The organism is Bradyrhizobium sp. P5_C12, from assembly GCF_054049735.1.
The window spans coordinates 182796-196118 of sequence record NZ_JBFULU010000005.1 but is presented as its reverse complement, the minus strand read 5'-3'; the positions used below and the strand labels follow the sequence as shown (position 1 = coordinate 196118).

The window sequence follows — 13323 nt, the reverse complement described above, 5'->3', positions numbered from 1 at the left end:
ACGAATGAGGCGGATGGCCGGAAAAAATCCGGCCATCGCACTCCCGCAATTTCAGCTCAAAAAGATCCGGGCGCTTCGGTAAGATTTGGACTTACAGGGAGCGCTGGATCGTCTCCACGCGGTAACACTCGATCACGTCACCTGCACGCATGTCGTGATAGTTCTCGAAGGCCATGCCGCATTCCTGGCCGGACTGGACTTCCTTCACTTCGTCCTTGAAGCGCTTCAGCGTCGACAGCTTGCCTTCGTGCACGACGACGTTGTCGCGGATCAGGCGCACATTGGCGCCGCGTTCCACGGTGCCGTCGGTGACGCGGCAGCCGGCGACCTTGCCGACCTTGGAGATGTTGAAGATCTCCAGGATCGCGGCGTTGCCGAGCATGGTCTCGCGCAAGGTCGGCGCGAGCAGGCCGCTCATCGCCTTCTTCACGTCGTCCACGAGGTCGTAGATGATGTTGTAGTAGCGGATCTCGATGCCGTTGCGCTTGGCGGCCGCGGCGGCCTCCTTGTTGGCACGGACCGAGAAGCCGATGATCGCGGCGTTGAAGCCTTCCGCGAGCGTCACGTCGGATTCCGAGATGCCGCCGACGCCGGCATGCAGGATGCGGGCGGCGACTTCGTCGGTGCCGAGCTTCTCCAGCGAGCCGAGGATCGCTTCCAGCGAGCCCTGCACGTCGGCCTTGATGATCAGCGGGAATTCCTTGCGGCCCGCCGTCTTCAATTGCGACATCATCTGCTCGAGCGAGCCGCGCATGCCGGAGATCGAGGCAGCCGCGTTCTCGCGCTTCTGGTGCGCGCGGTAGCTCGTGATCTGGCGGGCGCGGGCTTCGTTCTCGACCACGGCGAGACGATCGCCGGCTTCCGGCGGACCGTTGAAGCCGAGCACCTCGACCGGCACCGACGGGCCGGCCTCGTCCACGGTCTCGCCCTGATCCGAGATCAGCGCACGGACGCGGCCCATCTCGGCGCCGGCAACGATGATGTCGCCGACACGGAGCGTGCCACGCTGAACCAGCACGGTCGCGACCGGACCGCGGCCGCGGTCGAGCTTGGCCTCGATCACGGTGCCTTCGGCCGGGCGCTCCGAATTGGTCTTCAGGTCGAGGATGTCGGCCTGCAGCGCGATCATCTCGAGCAGCTTGTCGAGATTGGTCTTGTTCTTGGCGGACACTTCGACGTCGACGACGTCGCCGCCGAAGGATTCGACCTGCACCTCGTGCTGGAGCAACTCGGTGCGCACGCGCTCGGGCTTGGCGTCGGGCTTGTCGATCTTGTTGATGGCAACGATGATCGGCACCCGCGCCGCCTTGGCGTGGTTGATGGCTTCGACCGTCTGCGGCATCACGCCGTCATCGGCCGCAACCACCAGCACGACGATGTCGGTGACCTTGGCGCCGCGGGCGCGCATCGCGGTGAACGCGGCGTGGCCGGGCGTGTCGATGAAGGTGATCTTCTTGCCGCTTTCCGGCGACAGCACCTGATAGGCGCCGATATGCTGGGTGATGCCGCCGGCTTCGCCGGAGACGACGTTGGCATGACGAAGCGCGTCGAGCAGCGAGGTCTTGCCGTGGTCGACGTGACCCATCACGGTCACGACCGGCGAGCGCGTCTCGGTGTCGGTGGAATCGTCGGTGGCGTCGAACAGGCCTTCTTCGACGTCGGACGCGGCCACGCGCTTCACGGTGTGGCCGAGCTCCTCGGCGATCAGCTGCGCGGTGTCGGCATCGATCACGTCGGTGATCTTGTGCATCGCGCCCTGCTTCATCAGCATGCGGATGACGTCGACCGCGCGCTCGGCCATGCGGTTGGCGAGTTCCTGGATGGTGATCGCTTCCGGAATGATCACCTCGCGGATCAGCTTTTCCTTCGGCTCGTTCGAGGCGTGACCCTTCAGGCGCTGGGTACGGCGGCGGAACGACGCGATCGAGCGCTCGCGCACTTCGTCGGCATTGAGCGCGGTGACGAGCGTCAGGCGGCMGCGTTCCTTCTGCGGGCCCGGCTTGTGGGTGGTCTTGGGGGCTGCGACGGGCCGCATGGCACCGCCGGGACCGCGGCGGATCTGCCGCGGACCGTCATCCTCGTCCGGTCCGGCTGCGACGCCGGGGGCACGACCCGGCGCGGCCGGCCGCTGCGCGGTCGTCGTCGCCGGTCGGGCGGTGGTGGTTGCAGGTCGCGACGTGGTCGTCGCGGGCCGCGGCGCGCTGGTCGCCGGCGCGGCGGTCGCCGCGCGTGCCGCGGATTGCGACTGCTCACCCTCGCCAAAACGCTTCTTGGCCTCGGTCTCGGCCTTGCGCTTGGCTTCCTCTTCGTGGCGATGGCGCTCGTCCTCGGCCTTGCGGCGGGCTTCGGCGGCCTCGCGCTCGACGCGCTCGGCGCTTTCGCGGACGGCGCGGCGCTGGGCTTCCTCTTCGGCCTGGCGTCGCTCCTCGACCTCACGCACCTTGGCGTCGGCGAGCGCGCTGGCGCGGGCCGAACGTTCATCCTCGGTCAGGGTGCGCAGCACCACGCCGGAACCGGCGTTGCGCGGCGGGGCAGGCTTCGGCGCGGGACGCGGCGCTGCGGCGGCGGGCGCGGCCGGCGCCGGCTTCGCAACCTCGGCTGCCTGCGGCTCAGGGGTGCCGTCGATGCGGCGCTTACCGCGCTTCTCGACCACGACCTGCTTGCTGCGGCCGTGGCTGAAGCTCTGGCGCACGGTGCCCGTTTCGACGCGCGGCTTGAGCGATAGCGTCTTGCTCGGAACGCTCAGCTTCTTGTCGCCAGGGGTCTTGGTATCAACCATTCAGCAGTCCTAATCCTGATCTTTGTTAACGTTGTGCGTTGCCGCACCGTCCTATCGGGTGGTCGTTGTCTCTCAGAAATCCTGGCCGCGCTTGTCGGCAGTCTTGTCATCGTCCGCCAGCCGGTATCGGACCAGCATCTGGCTACGTGACAGGAATGACCTGCTCGCCGGGCCCGCGAGCAGCGCAGCATGTATCACATTTGACCGGGTAAGTGCCAAATCCAATTCTACCGATTTCAGCGCGGTTATGACGGGAATCGGCGGCTTGGCGCCGCGATTTCCGTCATTTTGACGCGCCAGCATGTCCAATTTGCGGATTCCGTCCGCAGCCCCGTCGCTGGCGTGGATCAGGACCTCGACCGTGCCTTCCCGCAGGGCGCTCTCGACCTTGCCGAAGCCGGCCACGATCTGGCCCGCCTTGGCGGCAATCCCAAGGGCTTCCGTCACGCTCCGAACCAGGAGCGCCTCGATGTCGTCGGGAAGCGTCTGAGGGATGCGCAGCTCGCGCTTGAAGGCCTTGCTAAATTGGTGACGACGGACGGCTTCCGCAACCGTCTGTCGCGAGGCCGATATCCACATGCCGCGCCCGGGCAGCTTGCGCTTGAGATCGGGAACTATGTGGGCTTCCGGCGAGACGACGAAGCGGATCAGCTCGTCGATCGGCCGGACCTCGCGGCTGACCGCACACATCCGCATGGTCGCGGACCTTTCGGTCCGCGGTCCATGGTCGAGATCGTGGTCGGTATCAGCGAGCATCCGGGCGACATCTCCTAAAACCCTTAAGCCGGCTGATCTTCGGTCGCCTCGGCCTCTTCGGCCGGCTTGGCCAAATCGGCTTCGGTGATCCAGCCGGCCTTGACGCGCGCCTGCATGATCATGGCTTCCGCGTCGTCGCGGGTGATGTCGATGCCTTCGAGCGCGCCAGCGTACTTGGTCTGCTCGCCGCCTTCCTTGCGCTCGGTCCAGCCGACCAGATCGTCGGTGGCGCAGCCGGCGAGGTCATCGACCGACTTGATGTCGTTCTCGCCGAACTTCACCAGCATCTTCGAGGTCACGCCGGGCACGTCCTTGACGGCGTCCTCGACGCCGAGTTCCTTGCGCCGGGCCTCGAGCTCGGCTTCCTGCTGCTCGAGATACTCGCGGGCACGGTTCTGGAGCTCCTGGGCGGTCTCCTCGTCGAAGCCCTCGATGCCGGCGAGCTCCTTGATGTCCACCATCGCGAGTTCCTCGACCGAGGTGAAGCCCTCGGACGCCAGCAACTGGCCGACGACCTCGTCGACATTGAGCGATTCCATGAAGACGCGGGTGGAATTCTCGAAGTCGGCCTGACGGCGCTCCGATTCCTCCTGCTCGGTCAGGATGTCGATGTCCCAGCCGGTGAGCTGCGAGGCGAGACGGACGTTCTGGCCGCGGCGGCCGATCGCCAGCGACAGCTGGTTGTTGGTGTCGGGCACCACGACCTCGATGCGCTCGCGGTCCTCGTCGATGACGACCTTGGACACTTCGGCCGGCGCCAGCGCGTTGACCACGAAGGTCGCGATGTCGGGCGACCACGGAATGATGTCGATCTTCTCGCCCTGCAATTCGTTCACCACCGCCTGCACGCGCGAGCCGCGCATACCGACGCAGGCGCCGACCGGATCGACCGAGGAATCCCGGGAAATCACGCCGATTTTGGCGCGCGAGCCGGGATCGCGGGCAACCGCCTTGATCTCGACGATGCCGTCATAGATTTCCGGCACTTCCTGCGCAAACAGTTTTGCCATGAACTGCGGATGGGTGCGGGAGAGGAAGATCTGCGGGCCGCGGGTTTCGCGGCGGACGTCGAAGATGTAGGCGCGGACGCGGTCGCCGTTGCGGAACACCTCGCGCGGCAGCATCTCGTCGCGGCGGATGATGGCCTCGCCACGGCCGAGATCGACGATCACGCTGCCATATTCGACGCGCTTGACGACGCCGTTGACGATGTCGCCGATGCGGTCCTTGAATTCCTGATATTGCCGGTCGCGTTCGGCCTCGCGCACCTTCTGCACGATGACCTGCTTGGCCGACTGCGCGGCGATGCGGCCGTATTCCAGCGGCGGCAGGGTGTCGGCGATGGTGTCGCCGACCTGGGCGCCGGGATTGGCGCGTTGCGCATCTACCAGCGAGATCTGGTTGGAATGGTTTTCGACGTTCTCGACCACCAGCATGTGGCGCGACAGCCGCAGCTCGCCCTTCTTCGGGTCGATCTCGGCATGAACGTCAGTCTCGCTGCCGTAACGCGCCCGCGCCGCCTTGGCGATGGCGTCCTCCATCGCCGCGATGACGATGCCGCGGTCGATCGATTTCTCGCGCGCAACGGCGTCGGCGATCTGGAGCAGTTCAAGTCGATTGGCGCTGACTGCCATGGCTAGTCTCCTTCGTCAGGCTCGATCTCGCCGCGCCGCGCACGTTCGGCAGCAAGGCGATGTTTCTTTGTATTGGTCGGGGCCGGCTTCTTCTTCGCCGGCTTGGTATTCTTGGTGATCTTCGCGCTGATCTCCGCGTGCGGTGCAGCCGGCGGCTCCAGCCCGAGATCGCGGCGCATCTCGCGCGCCTGGGCCTTGCCGCGGCGCATCGATTCCGCGATCAGCTCGTCGGTCAGCACCAGCCGTGCCTCGCCGATATCCTCCATCACCAGGAGAACCTCGGTCTCGTCGTCGGTCTTGACGTCGTCGCGCATCACGCGCACGCGGTCGCCCTCGACGCCGGCAAGCGTGCCGCGGAACCGCTTCCGCCCCTCATGGGCGGTCGCCATCTCGACCTTGACCAGATGGCCAGTATACCGCTCGAAATCGGAACGACGCACCAGCGGGCGGTCGATTCCCGGCGAGGAAATCTCCAGCCGGTAGGCGCGGTCGATCGGGTCGGCGACGTCGAGCACCGGCGACAGCGCCCGTGAGATCGCCTCGCAATCCTCGATCTGCATCGAGCCGTCCGGCCGCTCGGCCATGATCTGCACGGTGCAGCCGGCCTCTCCGGAAATACGGATCCGCACCAGCCGGTAGCCCATGCCCTGGAGCACGGGGCCCGCGACCGCCGACACCCGCGCCGCAGCGCCCGGCTCGACCACGAGCCGCGGCTCGGCCAGCAACTCGGCATCCATGGAACCAAGGTTCGGTTCGGTCATATCCAGGGTCAAGGCGCTCGATGGTTAAGGCTTGGTTACGATGTCAGAGCCTGCTTCGGAACTCTCCGTCCGACAGATCGTCGGACCGCGCATCTTCCGCCAAGCCGCGCTCAGGTAATAAAAAAGAGCGGGTCCTTTCGGGCCCACTCTCACTACGCGGATCGTATGAGAAGATGAATTGGCGCTGATATAGCGCTTTCCACCCTCCCGGACAAGGCCCATCGCAGGCGGCAATGGGCTTTTTGCGCCCCGGTTCGCGGCTGCTGGCGCAACGCTTCCTTCATCAAGGGGGCCTAGATTCCCCGGTTGTGGGGCGGCTTGAGCCTATGGCGCGCCCACGGCGTGCCAGATTCGAGTTTGCGTTCCATGACCGTTGCCACGTCGCTCATTCCTGGACTGGACGATATCGTCAAGCGCGGCGATCCCCGACGTCGCGGCGAGGTGGCGCGCGCCATCGCCGAATTGTTCTTCCACGACGCCGCAAGGCTCCGCCCCGACCTCGTCGATCTCTTCGACAATCTCCTGATCGATCTCGTCCCGCATGCGGAGCTGGCCTCGCGCGTCGACCTCGCCGAGCGCTTCTCGCGGCTCGACAACGCGCCGCGCCATCTGGTCGGTCAGCTTGCGCGTGAAAACGAAATCGCGGTGGCAGGCCCGGTGCTGCGCCGCTCGCCCGTGCTCGACGAGGCGGCGCTGGTCGAGATCGCGCGGCTGAAGGGCCAGGGCCATCTGCTGGCGATGACGGAGCGGCCGGCCTTGTCGGTGAAGCTCACCGACGTGCTGGTCGAGCGTGGCGATCGCGACGTGGTGCGCCGTGCCGTCGGCAATGCCGGCGCGGCGTTCTCGCCCGGCGGTTACTCGGAGCTGATCAAACGCGCTGCCCAGGACGGCGTGCTGACGCTCAAGATCGGCCAGCGCGAGGATCTCTCCGGCGAGCATCTGAAGGAGCTCCTGAACGGCACGCTCGATGTGATCCGCCGCCGCCTGTCCAGCGTGGTCAACCCGGTTCGGCAGGTCGAGATCAAGCGCGCGATGGCCTCGATCGAGGAGGCCACGCTGCCGCCCGGGCCGCGGCGCGATTATTCGGGAGCGCAGCGCACCGTGCTCGGCCTGCATCGCGACGGTCATCTCGGCGAAAGCGCGCTGCTCGGATTCGCCAAGGCCAACAAGTACGAAGAGACGATCGCCTCGCTCTCGGCGATGTCCGGCGTCAGGCTCTCGATCCTCGACCGCCTGATCGCGGGCGACCGCTACGATCCGATCCTGATCCTGGGGCGGATGTTGAATTTGGGCTGGCCCACGGTGCGTGCGCTCATCCTGTTGTGGTACGGGCCGCATCGCACGCCGGCTGACGCCGACATCGAGGCGGCGCGCATGAACTTCACGCGCCTGATGCCGGCAACCGCCGAGCGCGTCGTGAAATTCTGGCGCAACCGGCAGACGATCTGAAATTATCTCTCTTGTCATTCCGGGGCGCGCGAAGCGCGAACCCGGAATCTCGAGATTCCGGGTTCGATGCTGCGCATCGCCCCGGAACGACAATCAGCTTCTTCTGAACCGCAGATACGCCGCCTTGCGGCCCTCGCGCGCGGCTTTCCGGCCATAACGCGTCATGGTGTAGCCGTCCCAGGGCTGCCGGAAATCGTCGGCGCGCTCCGCGAGCCATTGGAAATCCGGCGCGCGTGCAAGATGCGACAGTGTCCAGGCGCAGTAATCGTCGATGTCGCAGACGAATCGGAATTCGCCGCCCGCCTTCAGCACGCGCGCCATCGCGGCGATCGTCCTGTCCTGAACGAAGCGCCGCTTCCAGTGCCGCCGCTTCGGCCAGGGATCGGGATGGATCAGGTCGATCCGCGACAGCGAGGCCTTCGGCAGCCAGGCCAGCAGCTCGGCGGCATCGCCCGCGAACAGGCGGATATTGCCGATGTTGCCAGCCTCGATCTGCGCCAGGATTTTCGCCATGCCGTTGACATAGGGCTCGCAGCCGATGAAGCCGGTTGCGGGAAAGCCCTGCGCCTCCGCCGCAAGATGCTCGCCGCCGCCGAAGCCGATCTCGAGCCGCACATCGTCGGCTGCGGGATCGAAGATCTCGCCCGCATTCGCCGGCGCTGCAGCTGCGATGTCGAGCGCGAGATGCGGCAGCAGATGATCGATCAGCTCGGCCTGGTGCTGCCTGAGCTTGTGGCCCTTGCGGCGTCCGAAGAAGGCGCGTTCGCTGTCGTCGCGACCTGGATCTGATTTGCGCTCGCTCATTGCAGCGTCTGATACAGGCGATAGAGCAGCCGCGCGCGCGGTTCGAGCGAGGAGACGTAGAGCTGCTCATAATGGGTGTGCGCGCCCTTGCCGTCGACGCCGAGCCCGTCGAGCGTGCCGGTATCGGCCGCCGTGAAATTGCCGTCCGAGCCGCCGCCGGTGTGGGTGTCGATCAGCTCGAAGCCGATCTCGGCTGCCAGCGTCTTCGCATGCTCGTACAGCGAAGCACCGGAATTGCTTTTCTCATAGGGCGGACGATTGAGCTCGCCCGTGACCTTGACCGTGACGCCGTCCGTCTTCGACGTCAGTCCGAGGATCTTGCCGACGAATTCGTCCGCATCGGTGAAGCTCGGCACGCGCAGATCGATTTCGGCATAGGCCTCTTCCGGCGTCACGTTGGGCCGCGTGCCGCCGCGCACCACGCCGACATTGACGGTGACGCCGCGCTTCAAATCGTTCATCCCCTCGAGCGCCTGGATGACGTTGGCGAGCTCGCGGACGGCGCTGCGGCCGTCTTCAGGCCGCGTCCCGGCATGGGCGGGCACGCCCTTGATGAACACCTGGAAGCGTCCGACGCCCTTGCGCCCGGTGACGATCTTGCCGCCGTCGCGCGCCGGCTCCGTGACCAGCACGTATTTGGCCTTGCGTCCTTCCTGCTCGATCAGCGCGCGCGAGGTGGGGCTGCCGATCTCTTCGTCGGACGTGAACAGATGCGTGATGCAGAGCGGTGAACGCTCGGCCGTGGCGCACAGCGCGCGGAAGGCGTGATGGGCGATGTAGGCGCCGCCCTTCATGTCGTAGATGCCGGGACCGAACGCGCTGTCGCCTTCGACCCTGAACGGCAGGCGCGCGATGAATCCCATGGGATGAACGGTATCGAGGTGGCTCAGCACCAGGATGCCCGGCCGGTCCTGGCCCCAGGTCGAGCGTGCCACGAGATGATCGCCGCAACCATCGACGCCATCGACGCGCTCGAGCGTGACCGGCAGATCGCGATATTGCTCCGCGACCATCGAGATCAGCTTGTTGACTTGGTCAGGCGCTTCCGTCGGCGTCTCGATCTCCACCCAGCGGCGGATGCCATCGAGAATAGTTTGGGAATCGAACCAATTGGAGCTCGCCATGGACGCATCTGTGCCTTTGAATCGCATCATCTGTGAGGGCGCGCATCAAGACGCGCCCGCAAATGACGACATAGGCCAGATTTGGCGCAGTCTCAAATCGGAATGAGGTTGCGCGTCAGCGTTTGTCGGGGCCTTCGCGGGCGGCGATCTGCTCGACCAGATCGACGATGGAGCGGCGCAGCTTCGAATCGGTGATTCGGGTGAACGCCTTGGTCAAGGCGAGCCCTTCGGAGGTCGCGAGAAAATCGGAGACGTAGGACGGCGAGGCGCCTTCGGCGAAGCCGTCCGGACCCGGCACGCCGCTCGGGCCGCCCTCGAACAGGAACGACACGGGCACGTGGAGGATTTCGGCGATCTGCTGGATTCGGCTCGCGCCGACCCGGTTGGTGCCCTTCTCGTATTTCTGGATCTGCTGGAAAGTCAGGCCCAAAGCTTCACCGAGCTTTTCCTGGCTCATGCCCAACATGATGCGGCGCATGCGCACGCGACTGCCGACATATTTGTCAACAGGGTTGGGCGCTTTCGACATTTCCTCAGCCCTCCAAACACCACCGTCGGCGCAATCAGTATTGCCTCAGGTGACAGCGACGTCAAAACTTCACTCTGATTGGGGAAACATTGCGGAGAAATTTAGCAATGCACCGCTGTCTTATTGCAGCGGGCTCAGAATGAGGAGCCCGCCTGCGGTCTGTCAACCGTGGGACTACGGTTGTCAAAGGTTTCCGGCCGCTTCGGCAAAGACGGCGCGATCAGGGGTGCCGTTTGGCAACACGTCGCCGGACCGCCAGCAGCACAGCCAGCGCAACGAGCATGGCCGCGGGCGCGTCGCCGACCCTCGCATAGATGGTCGGCGGGATTGCGGCGGGCAGACTTGCATCCAAAATGCCTTCGATTCCAAGACCGAGGCTGGCAACCGTTCGGCCCACCGGATCGATCACCGCCGATACGCCGGTGTTGGCGGAGCGCACCAGCGGCAGCCCGAGCTCGATCGCGCGCATCCGCGCCTGCTCCAGATGCTGATAGGGGCCGGTCGAAACGCCGAACCAGCCGTCATTGGTGAGGTTCACGATCCAGCCCGGGCGCTCGTTGCGCGCCCCGACCTCGCCGGGAAAGATCGCCTCGTAGCAAATCAGCGGTAGCGCCGGCGGCGCGCCCGGCACCGGCAACGCATGCCGCACGCTGCCCGGAATGAAGCCGCCGCGGACCCGCGTGAGTTGTTCGAAGCCGAGCTTCTCCATCGTGTCCTGGAAGGGAAGATATTCTCCGAACGGCACCAGATGCAGCTTGTCGTAGACTGCGAGCACGCTGCCGTCGTGGTCCATCACATAGATCGAATTATAGGCGCGTGTGATCGGCTTGCCCGGCGGCAGGTCGGGGGCGCGCACCGATCCCGTGATCAGCACCGTGCCCTTGGGCAGGAGCTCGGCGATTTGCGCCATCACGTCGGCTTCGCGGGTCAGAAAGAACGGAAACGCGGATTCCGGCCAGATCAGGATGGTGGCATCGCGCACGCCGGTCGATTGCGGCCCCGAGGCGCGGTCCGACAGCGCGAGATATTTCTTCATCACCTCCGCTTTCGCGGAGTAGTTGAATTTTGCGTCCTGCTGGAGGTTCGGCTGCATCAGGCGCAGCTTGGCGCCCGCGACCATCGTGGTCGGATGCAGCGACAGGCGAATCGCGCCGAAGATGCCCATGACAATCAGCAGTGCGACCGCTGCGGCCGGCACACGCCACGCCAGGCGGCGATCCCGCGTGCGGTCGATCAGCACCGCGGGGCTCGCGAAGATCGCAACGGTGAGGAACGTCATGCCCCACAAGCCGATCAGGGACGCCGTCTGCGCCAGCGGCAGCGGCTCCGACAGCGCATAGCCGAAGGCGTTCCACGGAAAGCCGGTGAGCGCGTGACCACGCAGCCATTCGGCGACGGTGAGGCTCGCGGCGAGCGCGAGAATGCGCGTGGCGTCCTTGCTCCAGAGCAGGCGGGCCAGCGCGAAGCCGATCGCCGTGAAGATCGAGAGATAGGCCGGCAGGCCCAGCACGGCGAAGGGCGTCAGCCAGGCAAACACGTCGGCGTCGACGAAGAAGGCGTAGCCGATCCAGTACAGGCCGGGCACGAAATAGCCGAGCCCGAACCAATAGCCGGTCAGGGCCGCGGCGGGAACGCCGCCATATCGTCCGGCGCCAGCGCCGTCGATCAGCCAGACCAGCACCGGGAAGGTGATGAACAGCACCGGGAAGAGGTTGAACGGCGCCAGCGCCAGCACCGACAGCGCACCGCACCCCATCGCAATGAGCGCGCGTTTCCATCCCCAGGTCAGGATGATGGCAAGCGCGATCTGTCGCAAACGCTGGAAGGGACTCACTGCGGGCCGGTCCCGTCGCTTGGCGGCGGGGTCGGCGTGTCACTGGAAGGCGGCTGGCCGCTCTCCGGCGTAGCCTCGCGGCGGCGGCTCTCACGCTGGGTGCGGGGGGCGGGGCGTTCTTTCCGCGTCGAGATGCGCAGCCGCTTGACGCGGCGCGGATCGGCATCGAGCACCTCGACCTCGTAATTGCCGGGACCGGAGATCACCTCGCCGCGCACCGGCAGGCGGCCGACGAAACTGACGAGATAGCCGCCCAGCGTCTCCACCTCCTCGCCGGCCTCGCCGGTGACGAAGTCCTCGCCGATCACCGAGCGGACGTCGTCGAGGCTGGCGCGGGCGTCTGCAATGAAGGCGTTGTCGGGCAGGCGCACGATCGAGGGCGGCTCGTCGCTGTCGTGCTCGTCGTCGATCTCGCCGACGATCTGCTCGACGATGTCCTCGAGCGAAACCAGCCCGTCGCTGCCGCCATATTCGTCGACCACCAGCGCGAGGTGGATGCGCGTGGCCTGCATCTGCGCGAGCAGGTCGATCGCCCGCATCGACGGCGGCACGTAGAGCAGCTTGCGGATGATGCGCGCATCCTGAAGCGGCAGCGCGAGATCGACGGCGCGCAGATCGAGGCCTGCCGGCAGCGGCTTCTTGCGTTTGGTCTTGGTGGTTTCCGATACGCGGGCGCGCGCGGTCATGAAGGCGAGCAGGTCGCGGATGTGGACGATGCCGACGGGATCGTCGAGCGTCTCGTTGTAGACGACGAGGCGCGAATGGCCGGCGCTCTCGAAACGGTCCATCAGCTCGCCGAGCGGGATGTCGCGCTTCACCGCGATGATGTCGGCGCGATGCACCATGACGTCGGCGATGCGGCGCTCATGCAGGCTGAGGATGTTGCGCAGCATGGTGCGCTCGACGGTCGAGAACCCGGTGTCGTCGGGTGTCGTGGCGTCGAGCACGACCTGGAGATCGTCGCGCACCGATCCGGCCTTCCAGCCGAACAGCGTGCGGATGGCGCGCAGCAGCCAGCCTTCGGCGGTCGGACGCAGCACCTCGCCGGGCGTCACCACGGCCGGCAGGTTGGGCGTGTGGCGCGGATTGTCGTGGGTCGGGTCGGAATCCGGCATCTCAATCCATCCGTCAGCGGTCGGCATAGGGGTCGGGGATGCCGAGATGAGCCAGGATCTGCGTTTCGAGCGCTTCCATCTCCTCCGCGTCGTCGTCGTTCTCGTGGTCGTAGCCGATCAGATGCAGGAAACCATGCACGGCGAGATGGCTCAAATGATGGTCGAACGGTTTCTGCTCCTCGTCCGCCTCGCGCCGCATCGTTTCATAGGCGATGGCGATGTCGCCGAGCATGCGCGGCGCATCGCCCGGCTTCCATTCGCCCTCCGGCTGGAGCGCCGGAAACGACAGCACGTTGGTCGGCTTGTCGAGGCCGCGCCAGTTGCCGTTGAGGGTGCGGATGCCGGCATCATCGGTCAGCATCACGGCCACTTCGGCTTCGGCGACGTCTTCGTCGACCGATTCGGCGGCGGCCGCGACCGCGCGCCGGATCACGGCTTCGGCGTCGGGCTCGCTCTGCCAGCAATCGGCGACGACGAGGACCTCGGTCATGGGAAGGTTGGGGTGTGACATTCTGTTTGTTCGGAACGAAAGGGCGCT

At 66.0% G+C, this 13323-nt stretch carries 11 protein-coding genes; 1 reads left to right on the top strand and 10 read right to left on the bottom strand.

Annotated elements, in window-relative coordinates; genetic code table 11:
• Positions 1 to 91: 91 nt before the first annotated feature.
• From infB to rimP, 4 genes are all read right to left on the bottom strand, one after another.
• Entirely contained in the window at positions 92 to 2779 is a 2688-nt protein-coding gene (gene infB, locus ACXJMY_RS06645; protein WP_456618510.1) for a translation initiation factor IF-2, read from the bottom strand.
• Between the two features lie 72 nt (positions 2780 to 2851).
• Complete coding sequence (locus ACXJMY_RS06640; RefSeq protein ID WP_456618509.1) at positions 2852 to 3535, bottom strand: RNA-binding protein; 684 nt, start codon at positions 3533 to 3535, stop codon at positions 2852 to 2854.
• Between the two features lie 23 nt (positions 3536 to 3558).
• The gene (gene nusA, locus ACXJMY_RS06635) at positions 3559 to 5169 is read right to left on the bottom strand and encodes a transcription termination factor NusA (RefSeq protein WP_456618508.1); all 1611 of its coding nucleotides are present in this window, start codon (positions 5167 to 5169) and stop codon (positions 3559 to 3561) included.
• A gap of 2 nt (positions 5170 to 5171) precedes the next feature.
• Positions 5172 to 5930 (bottom strand): ribosome maturation factor RimP, encoded by a 759-nt coding sequence (gene rimP / locus ACXJMY_RS06630; protein ID WP_456618507.1) that lies wholly within the window; start codon positions 5928 to 5930, stop codon positions 5172 to 5174.
• Positions 5931 to 6296: 366 nt separating this feature from the next.
• Here rimP and ACXJMY_RS06625 point away from each other — a divergent pair, with 366 nt between their 5' ends.
• On the top strand, positions 6297 to 7379 hold the full coding sequence (locus ACXJMY_RS06625; protein WP_456618506.1) for a DUF2336 domain-containing protein: 1083 nt from the start codon (positions 6297 to 6299) through the stop codon (positions 7377 to 7379).
• Positions 7380 to 7472: 93 nt separating this feature from the next.
• On the opposite strand, the gene ACXJMY_RS06620 is transcribed toward ACXJMY_RS06625, so the two are convergent.
• The 6 genes from ACXJMY_RS06620 to ybeY form a co-directional block, all read right to left on the bottom strand.
• Positions 7473 to 8183 carry a tRNA (guanine(46)-N(7))-methyltransferase TrmB gene (locus tag ACXJMY_RS06620; RefSeq protein WP_456618505.1) on the bottom strand — a complete coding sequence of 237 codons (711 nt, stop codon included), beginning with the start codon at positions 8181 to 8183 and terminating at the stop codon, positions 7473 to 7475.
• A complete protein-coding gene (locus tag ACXJMY_RS06615; RefSeq protein ID WP_456618504.1) occupies positions 8180 to 9337 on the bottom strand; it encodes a M20 family metallopeptidase in 1158 nt (385 codons plus the stop codon). The genes ACXJMY_RS06620 and ACXJMY_RS06615 overlap by 4 nt, the downstream gene beginning before the upstream one ends.
• A gap of 85 nt (positions 9338 to 9422) precedes the next feature.
• Positions 9423 to 9836 carry a helix-turn-helix domain-containing protein gene (locus tag ACXJMY_RS06610; RefSeq protein WP_456618503.1) on the bottom strand — a complete coding sequence of 138 codons (414 nt, stop codon included), beginning with the start codon at positions 9834 to 9836 and terminating at the stop codon, positions 9423 to 9425.
• 220 nt (positions 9837 to 10056) lie between these two features.
• Entirely contained in the window at positions 10057 to 11670 is a 1614-nt protein-coding gene (lnt, locus tag ACXJMY_RS06605) for an apolipoprotein N-acyltransferase (protein WP_456618502.1), read from the bottom strand.
• Complete coding sequence (locus ACXJMY_RS06600) at positions 11667 to 12785, bottom strand: hemolysin family protein (protein ID WP_456618501.1); 1119 nt, start codon at positions 12783 to 12785, stop codon at positions 11667 to 11669. The genes lnt and ACXJMY_RS06600 overlap by 4 nt, the downstream gene beginning before the upstream one ends.
• A 13-nt stretch (positions 12786 to 12798) precedes the next feature.
• Positions 12799 to 13296, bottom strand: a complete 498-nt coding sequence (gene ybeY / locus ACXJMY_RS06595; protein WP_456618500.1) for an rRNA maturation RNase YbeY — start codon at positions 13294 to 13296, stop codon at positions 12799 to 12801.
• Positions 13297 to 13323 lie beyond the last annotated feature (27 nt).